The sequence below is a fragment of the Arcticibacter tournemirensis genome (assembly GCF_006716645.1).
Taxonomy (GTDB): domain Bacteria; phylum Bacteroidota; class Bacteroidia; order Sphingobacteriales; family Sphingobacteriaceae; genus Arcticibacter; species Arcticibacter tournemirensis.
Map to the genome: position 1 here is coordinate 58,245 of NZ_VFPL01000001.1, position 19,914 is coordinate 78,158.

At 43.2% G+C, this 19,914-nt stretch carries 20 protein-coding genes; 8 read left to right on the forward strand and 12 right to left on the reverse strand.

The window, feature by feature from the left end:
* Positions 1-9 precede the first annotated feature (9 nt).
* Positions 10-348, reverse strand: a complete 339-nt coding sequence (locus BDE36_RS00275) for a hypothetical protein (protein WP_141813293.1) — start codon at positions 346-348, stop codon at positions 10-12.
* A 132-nt stretch (positions 349-480) separates the two neighbouring features.
* Between BDE36_RS00275 and BDE36_RS00280 the strand changes: the two genes are divergently transcribed.
* The 3 genes from BDE36_RS00280 to rplS all read left to right on the forward strand — a co-directional run bounded on the left by BDE36_RS00280 (position 481) and on the right by rplS (position 1,908).
* A complete protein-coding gene (locus BDE36_RS00280) occupies positions 481-747 on the forward strand; it encodes a hypothetical protein (RefSeq protein ID WP_128769830.1) in 267 nt (88 codons plus the stop codon).
* Position 748: 1 nt separating this feature from the next.
* Positions 749-1,444 carry a sensor histidine kinase gene (locus BDE36_RS00285; protein WP_128769829.1) on the forward strand — a complete coding sequence of 232 codons (696 nt, stop codon included), beginning with the start codon at positions 749-751 and terminating at the stop codon, positions 1,442-1,444.
* Between the two features lie 116 nt (positions 1,445-1,560).
* A complete protein-coding gene (gene rplS / locus BDE36_RS00290) occupies positions 1,561-1,908 on the forward strand; it encodes a 50S ribosomal protein L19 (protein WP_128769828.1) in 348 nt (115 codons plus the stop codon).
* 75 nt (positions 1,909-1,983) lie between these two features.
* On the opposite strand, the gene BDE36_RS00295 is transcribed toward rplS, so the two are convergent.
* The 3 genes from BDE36_RS00295 to BDE36_RS00305 form a co-directional block, all read right to left on the reverse strand.
* On the reverse strand, positions 1,984-2,643 hold the full coding sequence (locus BDE36_RS00295) for a phosphatidylserine decarboxylase family protein (RefSeq protein ID WP_128769827.1): 660 nt from the start codon (positions 2,641-2,643) through the stop codon (positions 1,984-1,986).
* 37 nt (positions 2,644-2,680) lie between these two features.
* Positions 2,681-3,235, reverse strand: a complete 555-nt coding sequence (gene hpt, locus BDE36_RS00300; RefSeq protein ID WP_128769826.1) for a hypoxanthine phosphoribosyltransferase — start codon at positions 3,233-3,235, stop codon at positions 2,681-2,683.
* 97 nt (positions 3,236-3,332) lie between these two features.
* Entirely contained in the window at positions 3,333-5,471 is a 2,139-nt protein-coding gene (locus BDE36_RS00305) for a biosynthetic peptidoglycan transglycosylase (RefSeq protein WP_141813294.1), read from the reverse strand.
* A 237-nt stretch (positions 5,472-5,708) separates the two neighbouring features.
* On the opposite strand from BDE36_RS00305, the gene BDE36_RS00310 reads away from it, so the two are divergent.
* The 3 genes from BDE36_RS00310 (at position 5,709) to BDE36_RS00320 (ending at position 7,846) form a co-directional block, all read left to right on the forward strand.
* Complete coding sequence (locus tag BDE36_RS00310) at positions 5,709-6,782, forward strand: Mrp/NBP35 family ATP-binding protein (protein WP_141813295.1); 1,074 nt, start codon at positions 5,709-5,711, stop codon at positions 6,780-6,782.
* 36 nt (positions 6,783-6,818) lie between these two features.
* Positions 6,819-7,088: a NifU family protein gene (locus BDE36_RS00315; RefSeq protein ID WP_128769823.1), complete on the forward strand. Its 270-nt coding sequence runs from the start codon at positions 6,819-6,821 to the stop codon at positions 7,086-7,088.
* A 119-nt stretch (positions 7,089-7,207) separates the two neighbouring features.
* On the forward strand, positions 7,208-7,846 hold the full coding sequence (locus BDE36_RS00320) for a peptidase associated/transthyretin-like domain-containing protein (RefSeq protein ID WP_141813296.1): 639 nt from the start codon (positions 7,208-7,210) through the stop codon (positions 7,844-7,846).
* Here BDE36_RS00320 and def read toward each other — a convergent pair.
* The 8 genes from def to BDE36_RS00360 form a co-directional block, all read right to left on the reverse strand.
* Positions 7,843-8,406, reverse strand: a complete 564-nt coding sequence (gene def, locus BDE36_RS00325; protein ID WP_141813297.1) for a peptide deformylase — start codon at positions 8,404-8,406, stop codon at positions 7,843-7,845. The genes BDE36_RS00320 and def overlap by 4 nt on opposite strands.
* A 124-nt stretch (positions 8,407-8,530) precedes the next feature.
* Positions 8,531-9,760: a M16 family metallopeptidase gene (locus BDE36_RS00330; RefSeq protein ID WP_141813298.1), complete on the reverse strand. Its 1,230-nt coding sequence runs from the start codon at positions 9,758-9,760 to the stop codon at positions 8,531-8,533.
* A gap of 692 nt (positions 9,761-10,452) precedes the next feature.
* Positions 10,453-11,676, reverse strand: a complete 1,224-nt coding sequence (locus BDE36_RS00335) for a hypothetical protein (RefSeq protein ID WP_141813299.1) — start codon at positions 11,674-11,676, stop codon at positions 10,453-10,455.
* A gap of 329 nt (positions 11,677-12,005) precedes the next feature.
* A complete protein-coding gene (msrA, locus tag BDE36_RS00340) occupies positions 12,006-12,647 on the reverse strand; it encodes a peptide-methionine (S)-S-oxide reductase MsrA (RefSeq protein ID WP_141813300.1) in 642 nt (213 codons plus the stop codon).
* Positions 12,648-12,720: 73 nt separating this feature from the next.
* Positions 12,721-14,259: a YifB family Mg chelatase-like AAA ATPase gene (locus BDE36_RS00345; RefSeq protein ID WP_141813301.1), complete on the reverse strand. Its 1,539-nt coding sequence runs from the start codon at positions 14,257-14,259 to the stop codon at positions 12,721-12,723.
* 76 nt (positions 14,260-14,335) lie between these two features.
* Positions 14,336-14,809, reverse strand: coding sequence for a gliding motility lipoprotein GldH (locus BDE36_RS00350; RefSeq protein WP_141813302.1), 474 nt, complete (start codon positions 14,807-14,809; stop codon positions 14,336-14,338).
* Positions 14,802-16,187, reverse strand: coding sequence for a PSP1 domain-containing protein (locus tag BDE36_RS00355; RefSeq protein WP_141813303.1), 1,386 nt, complete (start codon positions 16,185-16,187; stop codon positions 14,802-14,804). The genes BDE36_RS00350 and BDE36_RS00355 overlap by 8 nt, the downstream gene beginning before the upstream one ends.
* Complete coding sequence (locus tag BDE36_RS00360; RefSeq protein WP_141813304.1) at positions 16,188-17,333, reverse strand: DNA polymerase III subunit; 1,146 nt, start codon at positions 17,331-17,333, stop codon at positions 16,188-16,190.
* Positions 17,334-17,602: 269 nt separating this feature from the next.
* Between BDE36_RS00360 and ruvX the strand changes: the two genes are divergently transcribed.
* The gene (gene ruvX / locus BDE36_RS00365; protein ID WP_128770742.1) at positions 17,603-18,019 is read left to right on the forward strand and encodes a Holliday junction resolvase RuvX; all 417 of its coding nucleotides are present in this window, start codon (positions 17,603-17,605) and stop codon (positions 18,017-18,019) included.
* Positions 18,020-18,027: 8 nt separating this feature from the next.
* Positions 18,028-19,848, forward strand: coding sequence for a DNA helicase RecQ (recQ, locus tag BDE36_RS00370; protein ID WP_141813305.1), 1,821 nt, complete (start codon positions 18,028-18,030; stop codon positions 19,846-19,848).
* The last annotated feature ends 66 nt before the right edge of the window (positions 19,849-19,914 follow it).

Sequence of the window (19,914 nt, forward strand, 5' to 3'; positions counted from 1 at the left end):
CTTCGTAAGTCAGGATTTGTTGTCCAGAAGATTAATTATTTTTTCTTTATCGCTTAGCTGACTCTTCAAAGCCTCAACAAGCTCCCGGCAGGAAGCCAGTTCACTCTTCAGCCCCGTATAAGGCACTTCCTCTTCCAAGACAACACTTTTTGGAGCATCTTCATTGAACAGCACTGAGGCGGGCACCTTTAAAATCTTCGACATCCGCTTCAGGTCGCTGTACTTAATTGACTCCTTAACAAGACTGAGCTTCAGGCCATCAAACGTCTTATCCATCTCACCCGCCAGCCAGCTTAATGAGCGGTTTTGTTGTTTAAGAAGCTGGTCTACTATCTTCTTTAGCTCCATTAATAAATATTTTTTGTAATAATTTAAATAATACCTACTTTTATTGGCAGATATTAACAAATATTTTTAGCTAAACCTCAATATTTTGGGGCAACACTTCAATATTTTGGTATAAATATACAATCTTTAATTATGTATAAGTACCGTATAAATGATCTTCTGTCTGAACTACCAATGAAGGACTACAGAAAGGCACTTAAAATAATACCTAAAGCCCTGGGGATTTCACCCAACACCTTTTCGAATTATCGAAATATCAGAATTTCGGAAGAGCGCGATATTCCTTATCAAAAGGCTTTATTGCTCGAAAAGATCTTCGAGCTAAAACCGGGGGAGCTTTTAAACTTCCAGCCCGAATACAAATCAATTAAGCAACTACTTAAAGAATACAAGGAATGAGATGACCAGATTAAAACCCAAACAAAAAGAGACACTTCCGTTTAAACTACTGGCGATGATCTCGCATGACATCAAAATCCCTCTGGATAACTTCGCTGCTTATCTCGCGGATCTCCCGATGTCGAAGCCTCTTCAAACAGGGGGTGATGAAATCGTTGAAGGTCTGACAAGTTATGTAAACAGCTGCCGAAGCCTTATGGATAACGTACTATTCTGGGCGAGATTGCACCTCAATGGCTATGGAATAATAAGCCAACCAGCACTATTAAGACTGCAAACTGATCTGATCATATTATCACTTAAGCATCAAGCTTTATCCAAAAGGCTGAACATATCGAACAAAATACCTGAAATGCCACAGGTAAAAATTAATCTCTCCGTCTTTGAATTTGTATTACGAAACCTCCTGAACAACAGCATCAAATTTACCCCGGCTTCAGGGCATATTGAAATAAGGAGCCGCACTGGCAGAGACAGTATCACAGTATCGGTATCCGACTCCGGGCCGGGTATTTCTGCAGATAAACTGGAACGTATCTTTAGTGCCAGGAAAGCAATAAGTTCAAGTGTAAATGGAAGTGGTATAGGGTTAATCCTGTGTAACGACCTGTTGAATATTTGCGGAGGAAGAATATGGAGCGAAAGCACCGAGGGTAAAGGAGCTACGTTTCATTTTAGTATTCCTGCAGAGTACTGATAATAAATCATATAATTTCAAATCTCTCTTTTAAATTTAAAAAAAAATCCCTAATATTGCACTCCGAAAAAAAGGAGCGGTCATTAAAGGTTAATACCGATTAATTACTTAAAATCATGGATTTAGTAAAATTTGTTGAAGAGCAGGCTGTAGCCAGGAAAGAAGTGCCTGCATTCAAATCTGGCGATACAGTAAGTGTGCATTATAAAATCCGCGAAGGAAACAAAGAGCGTATCCAGATTTACCAGGGAGTTGTAATCCAACGTAATGGTATTGGAAGTACCGAGACCTTTACTGTAAGAAAAATGTCGAATGGGGTTGGTGTTGAACGTATTTTCCCTATCAACTCACCTAACATTGACAAAATTGAGGTTAACAGCCATGGTAAAGTTCGCAGAGCTAAGTTATTCTATCTTCGCGCCCTTACCGGTAAAGCTGCACGTATTAAGACTAAAAGAGTTTAATCAGCATAAGCATAAAAAAGCCTGCTATACGCGATATAGCAGGCTTTTTTATGCTTATGCTTTTATTGATTCCTGTTATTTGAACGTAGCCAGCACAGTAATTCCACCTTTAACCACTTCACCCAGGTTCACATTAACAGGCGTTCCAACGGGAAGAAAGACATCCACTCTTGAGCCAAATTTGATAAAGCCAAACTGCTCGCCTTGTTTTACCTCATCTCCTTCCTTAACGTACCAAACAATTCTTCTGGCTAATGCACCTGCTATCTGTCTGAACAAAACCTGCACTCCAAGCTTGTTTTCTACTACCACTGTAGTTCGCTCATTGTCTGTAGATGACTTTGGATCCCATGCTACAAGATATTTCCCCGGGTGATACTTAAAGTACTGTACCACTCCTGATACCGGATTTCTGTTTACGTGCACATTTACCGGCGACATAAAAATTGAAACCTGCAGCCTTTTGTCTTTAAAATACTCTGTCTCTACAGTCTCTTCTATTACTACCACTTTTCCGTCAGCTGGACAGATCACCTGCTGATCATTTAGAGAAGTAACTCTTTTTGGATGCCTGAAGAACTGGAGGACTATGATGAAAAGGGCGAAAGAAAATATATATACCGCCCAGAGCAACCACTGTTTATCTGATGCATAATAATGCGTAAATGCATTTAAGATAAAAATTACAAGGACTGTAAGAGCAATGGACGTATAGCCTTCTTTATGGATGGTCATTGGTGTTCAATTATATTCAAAGATGTTAAAAAAAGTGTTATGTATCAGTTGGATCGGGAACGAAACGATAGATATCACGAAGGTTCCGGCCTAAGCCTTTATAATCCAGTCCATAACCGACAACAAATTCGTTAGGAATCTCAAATCCTACATAAGCAATTTCTTCAATTTCATGTTGAAGCGACTGAGGCTTCAGAAGCAGGGTACATATTGCTATCGATGCTGGCTCGTGCTTTTTTATAACGTCAAGAAGAAAACTTAGGGTGATACCGGTATCCACGATATCTTCCACGATAATCACATCCCGCCCTTTAAGGTCAATATCAAGGCCTATAACACTCTTAACTACTCCCGATGAAGTATCCTGCCCCATATAGGAAGAAACCTTGATAAAGCTCATCTCCGCCGTAACATGCACCTCTTTCATAAGATCTGCCATAAACAGAAAGCTGCCATTTAACACGCCTATAAAAACAGGTACCCGATTTTCGTAGTCAACGTTCAGTTGTATTCCGAGTAGGCGCGTGCGCTTCTTTATTTTCTCATACTCAAGGAAACAACTAAACTCCTTATCTTCTATTTGTACTTTCATTTAATTTCATCTATAAAACTGTTCTTCAAAGGAAGATGAGAGACCGTTTGAGTTAGAAGCGTCAGCTACTTAACAAGCATTTGCAAAGTTAGTATTTTTAGTCGTCGTTTCGACGCTGTTCACGCTCCTTTTTACGCTGCTCTCTCTTTAGACGACGTTTTTCAGCCCTGGATAATGTTGTGTCCTCCTGTATCACTTTCAACTTGCTCACCTGGTCGACATGTATAGTATCAGGCTTTTTACCCCCAAAAATATTTTTCAGAAATAGATCGGTATCTTCTTCATCGGCCTCAAAAAGAGAGTCAACCACCACTGAATCTGCAGGTGCAATCTGTTGCCGGAGGCTCTCTTTCAACCTTACACTATAAAATCCATATGCATTCGTATCCCGGGCAACGTAGCCCCTTGCAGCCATCAGATTACCAATGAGCTTAAAATAGCCTCTTAAACTAGTACGAAGACTTCCATCTGGCTGAAAGTAATACAGCGACTTCTTCGGACGGGGGATAATATTCGCCAAAAATATACTTTCACCAAGGTTGAGATTAGAAGGACTCTTATCAAAATAATACCTCGAAGCTTCGCCAATGCCGTACACATTGCGCCCCCATTCAATAAGGTTGAGATAAACCTCAAACATCCGCCTTTTATCAGAAATACGATTATTCTCAATTAACCATACTATAAGTATTTCTTCAACTTTACGGGCAAGGGTCTTTTGCCGGTTCAGAAAAACATTCTTTACCAGCTGCATGGAGATCGTGCTTCCACCTCTTTTGAAAGCCTTTTCCTTGAAATTGGTAGCTATTGAGCGCCTTATCGACTTTTCAACAAACCCCCTGTGCGAAAAAAACGACGGATCCTCGGCAGTCAAAACCGCATTTCTCAACTCTGGAGCAATCTGGTCGATAGGAGTATAATCAGGGTTTTCGGGCCCGATTTTTATATCACGCATGGGTTTGCCATATTCGTAAGGCGTATATATAAAAGGCGAGTTTATTTTCTGAAGATTAATCTTGCCCCATTTCAAAATCCTGAAGCCCTGCGGCTGCAAAGTAGAGCTGAACCTTACACTATCAGGCTGAGCAGCATCTAAAAAGAAGTCGAGACTATATTGCAGCTTCCCAGCTACTTTCATTCCCTCCAGCGATTCAAAAAGCCCTATAGGGAATGAATCAAAAACATGCTGAGCCTCCATCTCTTCTGTCCGAAGCTTGAGCTCATACGTTTTTGTTGGAGAGACAGTATATTTAATGTAAGGCCTGGCCTCAATGTCCCTGAGGTGAATTACAGAGGAGCTGTCTACCGCAATATAGTTTTCACCAATTAACAAGTCCGCATCTATAGATCCATAGGGCACAACTATATCATTAGCTGCAATTTTAGGATGATTAATAAGCAGGTTCTTAATCCCCCATGAACCATAAATATGAAATTCGTCGCCACTCTTTTTTGTGTTCTTTAACTGGGTATAAACCGTATCAAAGTTTAATTTCAGCCCAAGCTTTTGTTCTATCAGAGGGAGTTCAACCTTTTTCCCCTCTGCGTAAAGCTTAAAGTCCAGCTTATTGTCTGAGGGCTCGACAGTCCCGTCGATATGCCATACAGACTCTTTATTATTTATTAAGATGCTTGATCGCAGGTCGCCATCATCAATTACAGCAGAAGTCACATAAAACTTCATCCGGCTGTCGTCTCTCACAATAAGAAACTCAAAATTCCTCAGGTCCATATCATCCGGAATTTTGTATAAAAGCTGATTCAACAACTTGTTTGCCAGCTGTGCATAATTAGGCTTTGAGCTTACATTGGCATTATCGTCGTTCTTCTTTTTAAACAAAAAATCATAATTCCGGATACTATCTCTTTTAGTCAGCTGAACTTTACCACTTTTAACTTTCAGGCCCGACAGCTTGATGTCGCCTAAAAGAAGAGGCAACAACTTCACCTTTATGTGAAGATCGCTCATCTGAAGCAGACTATCCCTGTTTTCGGGAACGATAGAAACATCCGAAAAGGCGATAGTGCTTAAACCTTCGAAATGAGGATTGACGATAGCAAGGTTTAACCCATAATCTCTTTTTGCCTTTCCCTTCGCTTTTTGTACCAAAGTTTCAAGAATAGCTTCACGTTTAGAGTAGGCTATCAACCCGGCAACGAAGGCAATTACGATTAAAACCGCTACGACAACGCCACTTATTTTTATATATTTTAAATACTTAGAAGGAATATGCATGTATTCAACTGCTTAAATATCACAGGGATCCGCTTTAAGAACGCCATATAAAGGCGCTTGATTTCCATAGCGTAAATATCCATAAAAACACTAATCAATCAAGGTTAGTTTCATAAATTTCATTTGTTGCTGCTATGCCGGCCGAATCCAGCAGACACGGGCGACATTAATATGTTGTTTCCATGAAATTCCTCGTCAAAATTTTGTATATGTTTGCAGCTTTAAATGATTTCAGGAATGATAACAAAAGAAGAGGTTTTAAATGCCCTTCGTCATGTGGAAGAACCCGATTTGAAAAAGGATCTGGTGACCCTTAACATGATCGAAGATATAAAAATTGAAGGAAACAACATCAGTTTTACAGTCATACTAACAACTCCGGCCTGCCCCTTAAAAGGATTAATAGAGAACGCATGCCGGAACGCTATTGCACATTTTATAAGTGCAGATGCCAATGTCGACGTAAAAATGACATCAAGAGTTACTGCTCAGAAAAACCAGCCGCTAACCAACATCAACAATATTATAGTTGTGGCCTCCGGTAAAGGAGGAGTAGGAAAATCTACTGTCTCGGCTAACCTGGCTATCGGTCTGGCACAAACAGGAGCGAAAGTAGGATTAATAGATGCCGACGTATATGGCCCTTCTATCCCAATGATGTTCGGTTTGGAGGACACCAAGCCACTGGCAATGCAAACCGAGGACGGCAAAACCAGGATTGTTCCTGCCGAAAAATACGGCATTAAGATCTTGTCTATCGGATTCTTTACCAATCCGGATCAACCTGTGCCATGGCGCGGCCCGATGGCATCAAACGCCGTTAAACAACTATTTAACGACGCTGAATGGGGCGATCTTGATTATCTCATTGTCGACCTTCCTCCCGGAACAGGGGATATCCATATTACGTTAACACAAACCTACCCTGTAGCCGGAGCAGTTATCGTAACAACACCTCAAAATGTCGCTTTAGCGGATACCAAAAAGGGAATGGCAATGTTTCTGATGAATTCCATTAATGTTCCGTTGTTAGGTATTGTAGAGAACATGTCGTATTTCAGTCCGGCAGAGCTTCCCGAAAATAAATACTATATTTTTGGCGAAGGAGGGGGCCGAAAATTAGCTGAGCAGTTCAGCATTCCATTCCTCGGTGAAATTCCACTGGTACAAAGCATCAGCGCAGCCGGAGATTCGGGTGAACCGGTAATACTTCAGGAAAACAACCCTACTTCCAAAGCCTTTTCAGAGGTAGCAGAAAGAGTTGCACAGCAGGTATCTATACAAAATGCCAGCGAGGTAAAACGTTTTTAATCAGAATTTTTCGTAATTTTAGCAAAATTATTTGATATGGATTTGTTGCAAAAAGTGGAAAGTGCGTTGGATTCAATCCGGCCTTATCTGGAAGCAGATGGAGGAAACGTATCTGTTGAGGAGATTACTTCAGATAATATCGTAAAGATAAAATTGTTAGGCGCATGTGGATCCTGTCCCATGAGCATTATGACTCTGAAAGCAGGCATCGAACAAGCCGTAAAGAAGTCTGTGCCCGAAATTGCGGCGATTGAGGCAATTAACCTCACAGATATAGACGATCCGAATGCTGTGATGCCCGGATAGAGCTGAAACATTATTTGAAAATATTTATAAAGCGGATACGTTCTAAATGCGTACCCGCTTTTTTTCCATTTAACAGTATTTAACGAAAGAGTTGCACAATTTTTGGTAGGTTTACAACGATGAAATATTTGCTGACTTTATTAGCCGTTCTGCTTAGCCTGACCGCATCGCGGGCACAGGACAGACCGCTTGTACAGTTTTCGGGGGTGATTTATAACGTTGACTCCAATATCGTGGTGCCCTATGTTTCGGTAACAAACAGAAGCGACCGGAACAGAGCCTCTTCAGCAAATTTCCAGGGATACTTTTCTTTCGTTGCACACGAAAGAGATACCATCGTGTTTAGCGCAGTGGGATACCGGCGTGAGGCTATTGTTATTCCGTCTAATCTTAAAGATAAAAGCTATACGGTCATCATAAAAATGAAAGCGGAGGTTATCAATCTTCCCACCGTTGCTGTGCTGCCATGGGCAAGCGTCGACCAGTTCAATAAGGAGTTCATGGAATTGAAATTTGCTGACGACGATCTCGAAATAGCAAAGAAAAACGTAGCAAAAACATCCCTGTTAGCTATGGCGCGCGATCTTCCCCGCGACGGGCAGGAGATGCGTGGAATTAATTTCCAGAATAACCATATTGCTTTAACAAATAAAGCCATCAACCAGCGTTATGCCAACCCTCTGCTTAATCCCTTTGCCTGGGGCTCCTTCATTCAGCAAATTATACAGGGAGATAAAAACAGAAACAATTCGGATTAACGCTTTTTAGAAGCTGCCGGAAATTTCATCTTATAAGCTACCTTGATTGCTCCTCTCGATATAGCATCCAGCCTGCTTTTTATCATTGCCCGTCTTAAGGGGCTGAGTTTATCTGTAAACAGTTTTCCTTCGATATGATCGTACTCATGCTGAATTACTCTCGCTGGTAAGCCGGTGTACGTCTCTTCGTAATGCTGCCAGTTTTCATCATAATAAGATATTCTGATGGTATCAAGCCTCTTAATATCTTCCCTTACATCCGGTATGCTCAGACATCCCTCATTAAAATCCCATAAGGAGCCTTGCTCGTCGAGAATCTGCGCATTGATAAAGACCTTTTTAAAGTCTTCGAGCCCGGGTTCTTCTTTATCAGTGATGTCTATTACAAAAAGTCGTATAGAAAGTCCGATCTGAGGAGCTGCAAGACCAACACCACTTGCATTATACATGGTCTCAAACATGTCGCCTATCAACTTGTTCAACTCAGGATAATCAGCCGTAATATCAACAGCTTTCTTTTTTAAAACCGGATCGCCATACGCCACTATTGGTAATTTCATTTTACAAAATTATATAAAATTTGCTTATCCATTTTACACGAACAACAGACAAGCTGTTTTTCCTAAATTATAGAACCTCCCGAAGACAGAAGACGAACGTTGTTAGTACCTCAATAATAACCTGTTAATCCTCTTCAGGCTCAAACATCAGAGTGCTCATAGCAGCAGGACTACATATTTCGTTGGCAATTTCGAGAAGTTGCACAGAAGTAACGTTGTTTACTTTTTCAAAAACCTCGTTTAATGAGTCTACTTTGTTGTAGTCGATTAAGCTTTTTGCCATAGCTATAATCACACCAAGCCTGTTATCTTCTGCCAGCGCAACTAATCCATTAAGCTTCTTCTTTGCCCTTTCGAGAGTAAGGTCAGTCATCTTGTTCTCCCTTAAAAGCTTAAGCTGTTTATTTACCAGACTTAAAGCTTTTTCGGCCTTTTCGGCATCTGTCCCGAAATAAATAGAAAAAATACCGCTGTCGGATAAAGGAGTATAGTTCGATTCGATGGTGTACGCAATCCCATATTTTTCGCGGATCGTCAGGTTCAGGACAGAGCTCATACCACTTCCCCCGAGAATATTATTGAGAAGCAGCAAGCCGGTTTTGTGAGGATGATGAATGGAATAGGCCTGGTTACCTAATACACAATGAGTCTGAGCAATAGCTTTTTCAACCCTCTTAGTCTCCGCTTTATGTTGAGGCGCATTACGCTGAAGTGTTATCCTGTTATGAGGAATGCCGTTGTAATATTTTGAAAAGACCCTGGTAAGCTTCTTAAAATCGTAGTTTCCGCTCACTCCAATCACAATTTCCTCGGTATTATAACAGGAAGAAAGGAATGAAAAAACATCTTCGCGATGAAGGCCTTTAACCGATTCGGAAGTCCCGAGTATATTTCTTCCCAGGGCATGCCCGGCAAATAGCATATCCTCAAAATCATCCTGAATTGCTTCTTCCGGCTGATCCTGATAAGACGCTATTTCATCGAGTATAACGCTTTTTTCTTTTTCTATCTCTTTAACAGGAAATGCAGAATGAAACACCAGATCCTCAAACAAATCAAGCGCCCGGCTAAGGTATGGATTCAGGAACGATGCATGGATACATGTATACTCCTTGGTAGTATAAGCATTCAGATCCCCCCCTATATCTTCCAGATAATTTAATATCTGGCGGGTGCTGCGTCTTTCTGTCCGTTTAAACAAAAGATGTTCAATAAAATGTGCGAGACCATCTTTTGACTCCGGTTCATCCCTCGAACCGGCATTAATAACAATACAGGCATGAGTAATACTTGACTCTGAGGGCTTATACAAAAGCCTGATGCCGTTAGGCAAAGTAAAAACCTGATAATCCATTGAAGGGGCAAAAGTACGGAAAACATCATCCCTTTCTCAGGGTAAACACAAGCAGGAAGAAAAAAATACCTGCCAGCGACATAAGTAGCCCGCCTGCAATACCATCTGCCACAGGGAACCCAAAGCCCTCCGTTGTGGCGTATCCAGCCTACCTCTTATTCCGATTTGTTATCACTACCCTACCATAAGCTATCCCGCCACCATCTTCATTACGGCGGCAGTAACCAAATAGGCCAACTCTGCATCTGTCTTTTGTTCTTCTGTATTTTAGCCTTATTCCGATTTACCATCACCACCCTGCCATAACCGATCCTGCGGCCTTTTTCATTGCGGTCACAGTAACCAAATAGTCCAACTCTGTATCTGTCTTTTGTTCTTCTGTATTTTAGCCTTATTCCGATTTACCATCACCACCCTGCCATAACCGATCCTGCGGCCTTTTTCATTGCGGTCACAGTAACCAAATAGTCCAACTCTGTATCTATCTCTAGTTCCTCTATATTTCAGCCCTATCCCTTATTCCGATTTACCATCACCGCCCTGCCATAACCGATCCTGCGGCCTTTTTCATTGCGGCAGCTCTAAACCCTGTATCCGCAGGCTCTTTCAAAGCAATGAAAGCAGCCGCGAGTTTCTTTTTTGGTAGCTTTTTTCTTTGCGGTCAAAGAAAAAAGTACAAAAGCACAAACTCCTTAAAACCCAAATCTCTTGCCAATCACCACAAAAGAAGCCTCTTCATCACTTTTCGAAGTGCTGACAGCCTGCTTCTTTATACCGCCCGGGTCCCTTTCTTCAGTACCGTCCCCGGATCGCTTCCCCCGCCGCTGTTTCCTCTGACCTGCAGCCGCCAGTTCGGCCAGTTCGGCCATTTTCACTAACAAGGTATTCCCGTTGTACCCTTCCATCATTGAATAATCGTCCCAGGCCTGCTTCTTTGCTTCTGCCGATTGCCCCATAGGCGTCGCCTCAGCGATTTGAAACGCCGCTAAAATGGCTGCAGGACTGAACGAGAGGGTATTGATCAGCTCGATGGCATCGTCCGTACTATTCCGCATCAGGCATTCCAGCGACAAGGTTACCAACACCATACATCCCTGGGGAATAGTTCCTTCCATTTCGAAGTCCTGTGCCTCCAGGGCCATCCCGTTGATCACTGTCACATCCTTTACAGCTACATATTCATAGTATTCGCTGCGGAAGTTGAGGGCTGTGACCAGAAAGCGCAGCCGGAACCTGCCGGTCATCTCCCTGAACTTTGCCGGTACCTTCAGGTCTGTATTGCTGTGTAGGGCATCCATCTGGATGCGGATCCTGCCTTCAGGGCTAAGGGATACCACCGGTTTCACCTTCAGTGCTTCATTCAGGGGACTTTCAGCATTGAATTCAAAGCCCTTCAGGCAGTCCAGGTCGCCATCGTGCAGGTCACGGTTGCCCCGGGCAGCCGTTCTGCTTCCCAGGATGCTGTGGTATACCGCACTGTTGAAGCGGTTCACCATGGCCCCATCGTGACGGTTGCGGAAGACAGGCTTCAGGGCATCGCGGATAGAGGCCGCCGAGGTACTGGCCAGTCCGAACTCGCAGGCGCTGGCGCGGCTGGCCAGGGTCTGTCCTTTCTTTCTCTCGGGAAGCTTCTGCACTACCGTATGGGTACGGAACCTTCGGAATACTACCGTCCCTGCCGTTCCGCGCAGGGCACCATTTTTCTCTAAAATTGCCATAATCGTTATTAAAGGGCTAACTGAAGCGTCGTTAAGGCCCGGGGGAGAATGATTGAATCGAAGGTCCAGAGGGTCATGGGCGCCGGAGCTGCCGGTTTGCAAAGTAAAGTTGAGATAATACAACAGAAAGGTCAAGACAAATTCGCAATTTAAACAGAGTATAAAGAAGGCAACCAGATTACTGGCTAAATCGTGCATAAAGCCCGCCTTTATATATGAAAGGCGGGCTTTATGCGGAACATAAGCAGTATATCAGTGGCAATAATAAAGATCGGTCTATACCGGGGGCGAAGGTTGGCATAATTATTCTGCTTACGCTTCAAAACGATACTTGCATATCAGGCTATATATTTACCAGGAGAAGTAAATTGTGAGCCACCCTCAAGATCTTTCCCACGGGAAAAGAAAGTCATACGGATTGACGGCCTGCATGAGCAACTTACTAAAAGCAGCGGCTGAAGAGCAAGGGCAGGATTGAATCATTTGAACATATACGGACGCTGAAATACTGCTTGCTGTCCGCGCGCTTAATCCTTCTTAAACTTCAGCTTACATTCCCTCTTGAACGATTCGAAGCGGGGCCTGGAAACATTCTGTATATAGGAGTTATATGGATTTTCATTCGCGTAGTTCTGATGGTATTCCTCGGCCCGATAAAACGCCTTCAGAGGGGCGACCTCTGTTACAATCAAATTTTTAAAAGCAGGTGTCCATTTTTTGATTGCCTCCGCGGCAGCTTTCTGCTGTTCAGCGTTGGTATAAAAGATAGCTGAACGATATGATGATCCCTCATCCGGGCCTTGCTTGTTGAGCGTAGTAGGATCGTGGGATGTAAAAAATGCATCCAGGAGCTGGGAGTACGAGATCACTTTGGGATTGTAATAAACGAGAACAGTTTCGGCATGTCCGGTCTTTTCAGAGCATACCTCTTCGTAAGTGGGATTTTTTGTATGACCGCCGGCATAACCCGAGACAGCAGAATCCACACCAGCAAGCTCCTCAAAAATATGCTCAGAACACCAGAAACAGCCTTCTGCAAAGGCAGCGACAGCCTTTTTATTTACTGTATCAATCTTGACTGCAGCCGTCCCTTTTTGCTGCCCGGAAGAATTGCATGCAAGAATTACACTTAAGAGTAACGTTACAGGAAGGAGTTTAATCAGACTCATTCCTTTTAAACGTCAGAACCGGCATATAGATATATTACTCAGAATATTTGACAATTTGATTATGGTCAGCCTCTTATCCGGCCCACCCCTCGCGATCAAGGCTGCGGTAATGAATCGCCTCCGCGAGATGTTCTATTTTTATATCCTCAGAACAGGCCAGATCGGCTATAGTACGAGAAACTTTTAAAATCCTGTCGTATGCCCTGGCCGACAGTCCTAATCGCTCCATTGCTTTTTTGAGAAGCAGCTGCCCGGCTTCGTTAATGCGGCAGATCTCTCTTAGTGACTTAGAATCCATTTGGGCATTGCAATAAACCTCTTTCACTCCCTGAAATCTCTCTGTCTGGATCTCGCGGGCTTTTATTACTCTTTCGCGAATAGCATCGCTGCTTTCTGCCTTCCTTTCAGAGGTAAGCTCTGTAAAATTCACCGGCGTAACTTCCACATGCAGATCTATACGATCAAGCAATGGTCCGGATACCTTACTGAGATATTTCTGAACAGCTCCGGGCGGGCAGGTACACTCCTTTTCGGGATGATTATAAAAGCCGCAGGGACAGGGGTTCATTGAAGCGATAAGCATAAAGCTGGCGGGGTAATCAACCGTTAGCTTTGATCTCGAGATGGTTACTCGCCGTTCCTCAAGCGGCTGCCGCATCACCTCCAGCACTGTGCGTTTAAATTCAGGAAGCTCATCCAGAAACAACACGCCATTGTGGGCCAGCGAAATCTCTCCAGGCTGCGGATAAGATCCTCCTCCTACCAACGCAACATCACTAATAGTATGATGGGGAGACCTGAAAGGGCGTGCCGTCATTAACGAGTCGGCGGCTGCCAGTTTACCTGCTACTGAATGGATTTTCGTAGTTTCCAGAGCCTCGAAAAGGTTTAAAGGCGGCAATATCGTCGGTAGTCTTTTGGCAAGCATGGTTTTGCCGGATCCGGGCGGGCCTATCAGGATCGCATTATGTCCACCGGCGGCGGCGATCTCTAATGCTCTTTTGATGTTTTCCTGGCCCTTGACATCAGCAAAATCAGTGTTATAATTATTGATGTTATTAAAGAACTCTTCCCTTGTATCTACAACAGTTTGTTTTAATGTTCCGGTACCTTTAAAAAAATCGATAACCTCTGTCAGATTATCCGCACCGTATACCTCCAGATCGTTCACAATAGCAGCCTCACGTGCATTTGCCTTCGGGAGTATCAATCCCCTGAAGCCTTCTTTTCGTGCCTGAATAGCAATAGGTAAAGCACCTCTTACAGATTGCACCGTACCATCCAGAGATAGCTCACCGAGAATGAGATACTTCCCGAGGAAGTCGCTTTCGATCTGGCCGGAAGCATTCAGAATACCAATGGCGATGGCGAGATCATATGAAGAACCCTCTTTACGTATATCAGCAGGCGCAAGATTTACAACTATTTTTTGTCGGGGCATATGGTAGCCGCAGGTATTAACGGCACTCTCTACCCGAAGCATACTTTCTCTCACTGCATTATCGGGCAGTCCAACTATAAAATACTTGGTTCCGCTGGTAATATTCACCTCAACAGTTATTGTTGTGGCTTCTATTCCAAATACGGCACTCGAAAAGGTCTTTACGGGCATGAGATTTCCGGCTAAGTTAAAAAATGTTGCCTGAAACCGGATAGCTGAAAAAGATTTTAATGAAAATACTTCAGTTTTATTTTGCGACAGGTTCAACCCTCAGGCCTACATCACTTACCTCCCTCAACGGGTTATCGCGCATGTTCTGTTCAAATTCGAAAGTATATGTTCCTTTGGCCGGGAACTTGTAGTTTTCCCTGAACGGTAACTGATAGCTGTAGAAATTGCCGGAGCCGCTCCCGAGCCATTCGCCATCGGGATAAGCCAGCTTAAACTCTCTTCTTTCTGTCAGGTTCTTCATTCCGGGACCAGCCTGATGAATTAAAACAAAAATATTGGAATATTTATAGTCTGCTGTATGCCGGAGGTTCATGTACACATTATACAGCCGGTCGGGGTCCTTAATCTCTACGGGGATCCGAACCTTTTGTGGATAGCTCCAGTTACGGCTTCGTATTTCCTGATTCGTATCTATTAAAGCCACATCACTACAGCCCTGGATTGTAACCAGGAGGAGCAAAAAGCAAGAAAATATAACGATCTTACTCATTGCTTTTCGGGCGATTGTTATTCCTGTTTCTTCTGAAATGACGGGGGCCATGAGCTTTTTTACTCTGCTGGTCTGCCGGCTTATTCTGCTGGTCGGCCGCTGCGGGCTGCTGCTTGTTAGGCTGCTGCTGCTTGTTAGGCTGCTGCCGGGCAGGAGCATCCTGCGGCTTTGCTTTTACAACATCTCTATCTCTTTCAGAGGGCCCTCCAGCCTGAGCCTGAGCTCCGTTATTCTCCTGCCGGTTCCTGTTTTTTCCGCCGCGCTTCTTTTTCTTCTTATTGCTTTTTTCGTCAAGCCGCGTAATACTGTCTTGTCCGACAACATTCTCGTAATCAAGAATCTTTGCGACCGCAGCGGGTTCAATTTCAACCGCTTCATCCTTCAAATCTTCGGGCTTTTCGCCCTGTTTATTCATTTGCTGAATCTCACGTACGCGCTTAATATCCAGAGGAATCCAGCTTTCTTCGTTGGGGTAGCTAAACCACATGAGCTTCTTGAAGATATCTGTCTTCTGAAGCCGGGCCATTCCCTTAATAGTTTCGAGCTTGTCTACATCGTCGGGAATATCTCTCAACGCATCCATATAGGTGTCGAGCTCATAATTGAGGCAACACTTGAGCTTACCGCACTGGCCTGCGAGTTTCAGCGTGTTAAGCGACAAATTCTGGTAACGGGCCGCTGAGGTTGAAACGGTTTTAAAATCAGTTAACCAGGTACTGCAGCATAATTCCCTTCCGCAGGATCCAAGGCCCCCCAGACGGCTTGCCTCCTGGCGCATACCAATTTGTCGCATTTCAATACGGATCCGGAACGATTCAGCCATCTTTTTGATCAGCTCCCGGAAATCTACCCGTCCTTCAGCAGTATAGTAAAAGGTGGCTTTCGTTTTATCTCCCTGGTAATCCACGTCGCTCAGCTTCATCGAAAGCCCAAGGCTAAGTGCAAGGGTACGAGCCTTGTGCATGGTTTCCCATTCTAGATCTTTTGCTGCTTTCCATTTATCGGCATCAGCAGGAGTCGCTTTCCTGATGATCTTCTTGACAATATCTTCCAGTTTCAGATGCTTCTTTTTGATCTGCATCCTTACCAGTTCGCCGGTAAGAGAAATATGGCCGATATCATAGCCACCCGTGGCAGTTTCAACCACCACCAGCTCACCCATTTCAAGATAGACGTTTTCGTGATTAATGTAAAAGTCCTTTCTTGAACCTTTAAATTTCACTTCAACTACATTGAACGGCTTATAATTAGTTGGCATGTCCATATGCGACAGCCAATCGTAAACATCTAATTTGCTGCATCCATTAGTAAGGCAAGTGCCGTTACTTTTGCAGCCTGCAGGCGTACAACCGCCTGTTGAACATGATCCACATCCCATTTAAGTATATATATATTGAGTCCCTCGCGGGAGCGTATTAAACTTTAAAATTTTTATGAACTGCAAAGATACATCTAAAAATAAGATTTTAGGATTTGCATTCCTTTCGATGTGGTAATGTGCTTTTTCAAGTTCGGATACAAGCGCCTCGGTCTTAGCAAGATCTGCAGATCGCTTGAAGTTTTCAGCAAAAGCTTTTTCATTTTGGGGTAAATGAACGAGATCTTCTGCACCTGACAGGAGCATCATCACTTCACGCAGTAACTTTGTTCCGTAACGCAGAAAATTCTTTTGGTTTTCCCTGCCCATACGCGAAGCAGTTTCGGCAAACTCAATAACCTGTATTCCACGATTCGTAAAACACATTCTTAACCAATCGGTAAAAAGGCCGAAGTTATTATTACTTTCTTCCTTACTGAGGTTAATCGCCGTTTGCACATTGCCTTCGCTTAAATACGTTATCCTTGCAGCCTGCTCGTCCTGAATATGGAATTTATTAATCAGGAATTCCTTCACATCCTGATCCTTCAACCGCGGAACTTTTATTAGCTGTGTACGCGAGAGGATGGTATTTAATATCTGGTCCTGACTTTGTGCCACCAGCAGAAACAAAGTCTTTTGAGGTGGTTCTTCAATGATCTTTAAAAGTGTATTCCCGGCTTTGTCGAGATACTCGGGCAACCACATGATCAGCACCTTATACTCAGACTCAAAAGGCTTAAGGCTAAGCTTTTTTATTATCTGATGGCATTCGGCTATATTGATATTGGCCTGTTTATTTTCGGCGTCCAGTTGATTCCTCCACTCATCAAGGCCCAGGTAGGGATTGGAAAGGAACGCGTCACGCCACTCTTCTATAAAAGAAAGCGCCGTATCATCCTTATGCCGGGCAAAAAAAGGATATGAAAAATGCAGGTCGGGGTGAATGAGCCTGCTATACTTGCGGCAAGAAGCGCATTCACCACAACTATCTGTGGCAGTGCGATTTTCGCATGAAATATACTGCGCATAAGCCAGCGCCAGAGGAAGGCATCCTGCTCCCTCGGGACCGAGAAATAAGCGGGCATGACTTATCCTGTTCTCCTGAACAGTTTGAATTAATTGCCTTTTTATATCATGCTGCCCTATAATATCCCTAAACTGCATGCTTGCAAAATAGGAAATAGAATTGAGATATGAGAATTGAGAGGTGAGTTTTGAGAAGTGAGGTAATAGATGTGAGGGTTGAGATATGAGATTATAGATATGAGATTTAAGAAAGGAGATCTGAGATGAGGCTCTGATATTCTTTCTCTGGTATTATAGTTTGAGTATCTTTGCGTCTTTTTCTAGTATCTAGTATCTAGTATCTAGTATCTAGTATCTAGTATCTAGTATCTAGTATCTAATATCTAATAACTCATAACTAACACTCCATGGCCCGGTTAATTGCTTTTGATTATGGAACGAAACGAATTGGTATTGCCGTTACCGATCCATTGCAGATCATAGCGACCGGACTTACCACCATTCATCCGAAAGATATTTTAGATTTTCTGAAAAAATACATGCAAACCGAACAGGTAGAACGGTTTATTGTAGGCGAGCCGAAACAAATGGACGGCAGCGCCTCACAATCCGCAATGCATGTAAAGGGATTCATTACCCTTCTAAAGAAAAACTTCCCGGGCATCCCTATTGACAGGATCGACGAACGGTTCACATCAAAAATGGCCTCAGCTGCCATTGCTCTTAGCGGACTTAAAAAAGCGGATCGCCAAAAGAAGGAGCTGATTGACACGGTATCGGCTACTATTATTTTACAGTCGTATATGGAGCGGAAAAATTTTTAATTTTACGCATGGCTTTACCGGCTCACGAGATCCTGAAAAAATATTTTGGGTACGATCACTTCAGGCATCAGCAGGAAGAAATAATACAGAAAATAGTTTCGGGGAAAGATGTTCTCGTTTTAATGCCAACAGGAGGGGGTAAATCGGTGTGCTACCAGGTACCTGCCTTAATGCTCGATGGCATATGTATCGTAATCTCGCCGCTCATATCATTGATGAAAGACCAGGTAGACGCACTAAAAAGCAATGGAATTGCTGCTGCCTATCTGAACAGCTCACAGAATTATAAGGAGCAACAGGAGATACTTGATTCGTGTTACCGTAAGGAAATTGCATTATTATATGTATCGCCCGAAAAACTTATATCCGATTTAACGACTATCGTTCAGATGGCTAAACCTTCGATGTTTGCCATTGACGAAGCGCATTGCATCTCCGCCTGGGGGCATGATTTCAGACCCGAATATATACAGCTGGGCTTGCTACGGGAGAAATTCAGCCACATCCCTTTTGTTGCCTTAACTGCCACGGCAGATAAGGTTACCCGGAAAGACATCATAAAACAACTTAACTTAAAGAATCCAGAGGTATTTGTTTCATCTTTTGACCGGCAGAACTTAAGTCTTGAAGTCCGTATCGGTATTAAGCCGAAGCAAAAGCTTATTGAAATCATATCTTTTATCAGAAAGCATAGAAACCAGAGTGGCATAATTTATTGCCTGAGTCGTAATAAATGCGAAGACGTCACTTCTGCTCTCATTGAAGCGGGCGTTAACGCAGGATTTTATCACGCCGGAATGAGCTCTGCGGCCAGGGCAAAGGTTCAGGAAGATTTTATAAATGATGAATTGCAGGTAGTCTGCGCAACCATTGCCTTTGGCATGGGAATAGACAAATCGAACGTGCGGTGGGTGATTCATTTTAATCTTCCTAAAAACATGGAAGGTTACTACCAGGAAATAGGAAGGGCAGGCCGCGACGGGCTGCCTTCGGAAACTATTCTTTATTATAACTACGCCGATCTCACTATGCTTAACAAGTTTGCAGCTGAGAGCGGACAGGCTGAAATTAACCTCGAAAAACTTAAAAGAATACAGCACTATGCAGAAGCTGATATCTGCAGGCGTAAAATCCTTCTGAACTATTTTTCGGAGAATCTGGAAGACAACTGCGGCAATTGTGATGTCTGCAAAAATCCGCGCCGGCATTTTGACGGGACGATACTGGTTCAGAAAGCTCTTTCGGCTATTGCACGAATGGAAGAAAAGGAAGGGGCAATGATGGTAATAGATGTACTGCGCGGTTCTATGAAGGCGGAAATTATGCAGGCCGGGTACAATAAATTAAAGACGCATGGGGTAGGCTCTGAAATCAGCGCTTTTGATTGGCAACGATACCTGATGCAAATGCTTAACCTCGGCATACTTGAAATGGCATATGATGAGAATTTTGCACTCAAGATTACTGATCGCGGAAAAGAGATCCTTTTTGGTAAACGTAAAGCCGAACTTACCGCACTGCAGCCTATCGTTCGCAAGGAGAAAAAACAGGAGCTTAGGCAGGTTGAAACCGTAGATTACGATGATGAGCTGTTTAACAAACTACGCGAGATCAGGCGGCAGTTTTCTCTGGAAGAAGAGGTGCCTGCTTATATAATCTTCAGCGACGCCACGCTGCATCAAATGGCCAAAACGCAACCTGTAACGAGGCGTGAGATGCTGAATATAACTGGCGTTGGTGAACATAAACTTGAAAAATACGGATCAATCTTCCTCAATACGATAGATAATCACATCAAAAACCAGAGCGGCATCAGGCAACGTATTTGATTAGAAAGCTGATAATCTTCAGTTTACAGCCACAAAATTTGCATAAAAATATAAATTCATATATTT

Coding starts and splice junctions, on each gene's coding strand:
- def (WP_141813297.1), bottom strand. CDS start 8,406: ATGAAATTACCAATAGTGGCGTATGGCGATCCGGTTTTAAAAAAGAAA.
- BDE36_RS00285 (WP_128769829.1), top strand. CDS start 749: ATGACCAGATTAAAACCCAAACAAAAAGAGACACTTCCGTTTAAACTA.
- BDE36_RS00355 (WP_141813303.1), bottom strand. CDS start 16,187: ATGGGATGTGGATCATGTTCAACAGGCGGTTGTACGCCTGCAGGCTGC.
- recQ (WP_141813305.1), top strand. CDS start 18,028: ATGGCTTTACCGGCTCACGAGATCCTGAAAAAATATTTTGGGTACGAT.
- BDE36_RS00315 (WP_128769823.1), top strand. CDS start 6,819: ATGGATTTGTTGCAAAAAGTGGAAAGTGCGTTGGATTCAATCCGGCCT.
- BDE36_RS00280 (WP_128769830.1), top strand. CDS start 481: ATGTATAAGTACCGTATAAATGATCTTCTGTCTGAACTACCAATGAAG.
- msrA (WP_141813300.1), bottom strand. CDS start 12,647: ATGAGTCTGATTAAACTCCTTCCTGTAACGTTACTCTTAAGTGTAATT.
- ruvX (WP_128770742.1), top strand. CDS start 17,603: ATGGCCCGGTTAATTGCTTTTGATTATGGAACGAAACGAATTGGTATT.
- hpt (WP_128769826.1), bottom strand. CDS start 3,235: ATGAAAGTACAAATAGAAGATAAGGAGTTTAGTTGTTTCCTTGAGTAT.
- BDE36_RS00275 (WP_141813293.1), bottom strand. CDS start 348: ATGGAGCTAAAGAAGATAGTAGACCAGCTTCTTAAACAACAAAACCGC.
- BDE36_RS00310 (WP_141813295.1), top strand. CDS start 5,709: ATGATAACAAAAGAAGAGGTTTTAAATGCCCTTCGTCATGTGGAAGAA.
- rplS (WP_128769828.1), top strand. CDS start 1,561: ATGGATTTAGTAAAATTTGTTGAAGAGCAGGCTGTAGCCAGGAAAGAA.
- BDE36_RS00345 (WP_141813301.1), bottom strand. CDS start 14,259: ATGCCCGTAAAGACCTTTTCGAGTGCCGTATTTGGAATAGAAGCCACA.
- BDE36_RS00320 (WP_141813296.1), top strand. CDS start 7,208: ATGAAATATTTGCTGACTTTATTAGCCGTTCTGCTTAGCCTGACCGCA.
- BDE36_RS00360 (WP_141813304.1), bottom strand. CDS start 17,333: ATGCAGTTTAGGGATATTATAGGGCAGCATGATATAAAAAGGCAATTA.
- BDE36_RS00295 (WP_128769827.1), bottom strand. CDS start 2,643: ATGACCATCCATAAAGAAGGCTATACGTCCATTGCTCTTACAGTCCTT.
- BDE36_RS00350 (WP_141813302.1), bottom strand. CDS start 14,809: ATGAGTAAGATCGTTATATTTTCTTGCTTTTTGCTCCTCCTGGTTACA.
- BDE36_RS00330 (WP_141813298.1), bottom strand. CDS start 9,760: ATGGATTATCAGGTTTTTACTTTGCCTAACGGCATCAGGCTTTTGTAT.
- BDE36_RS00335 (WP_141813299.1), bottom strand. CDS start 11,676: ATGCACGATTTAGCCAGTAATCTGGTTGCCTTCTTTATACTCTGTTTA.
- BDE36_RS00305 (WP_141813294.1), bottom strand. CDS start 5,471: ATGCATATTCCTTCTAAGTATTTAAAATATATAAAAATAAGTGGCGTT.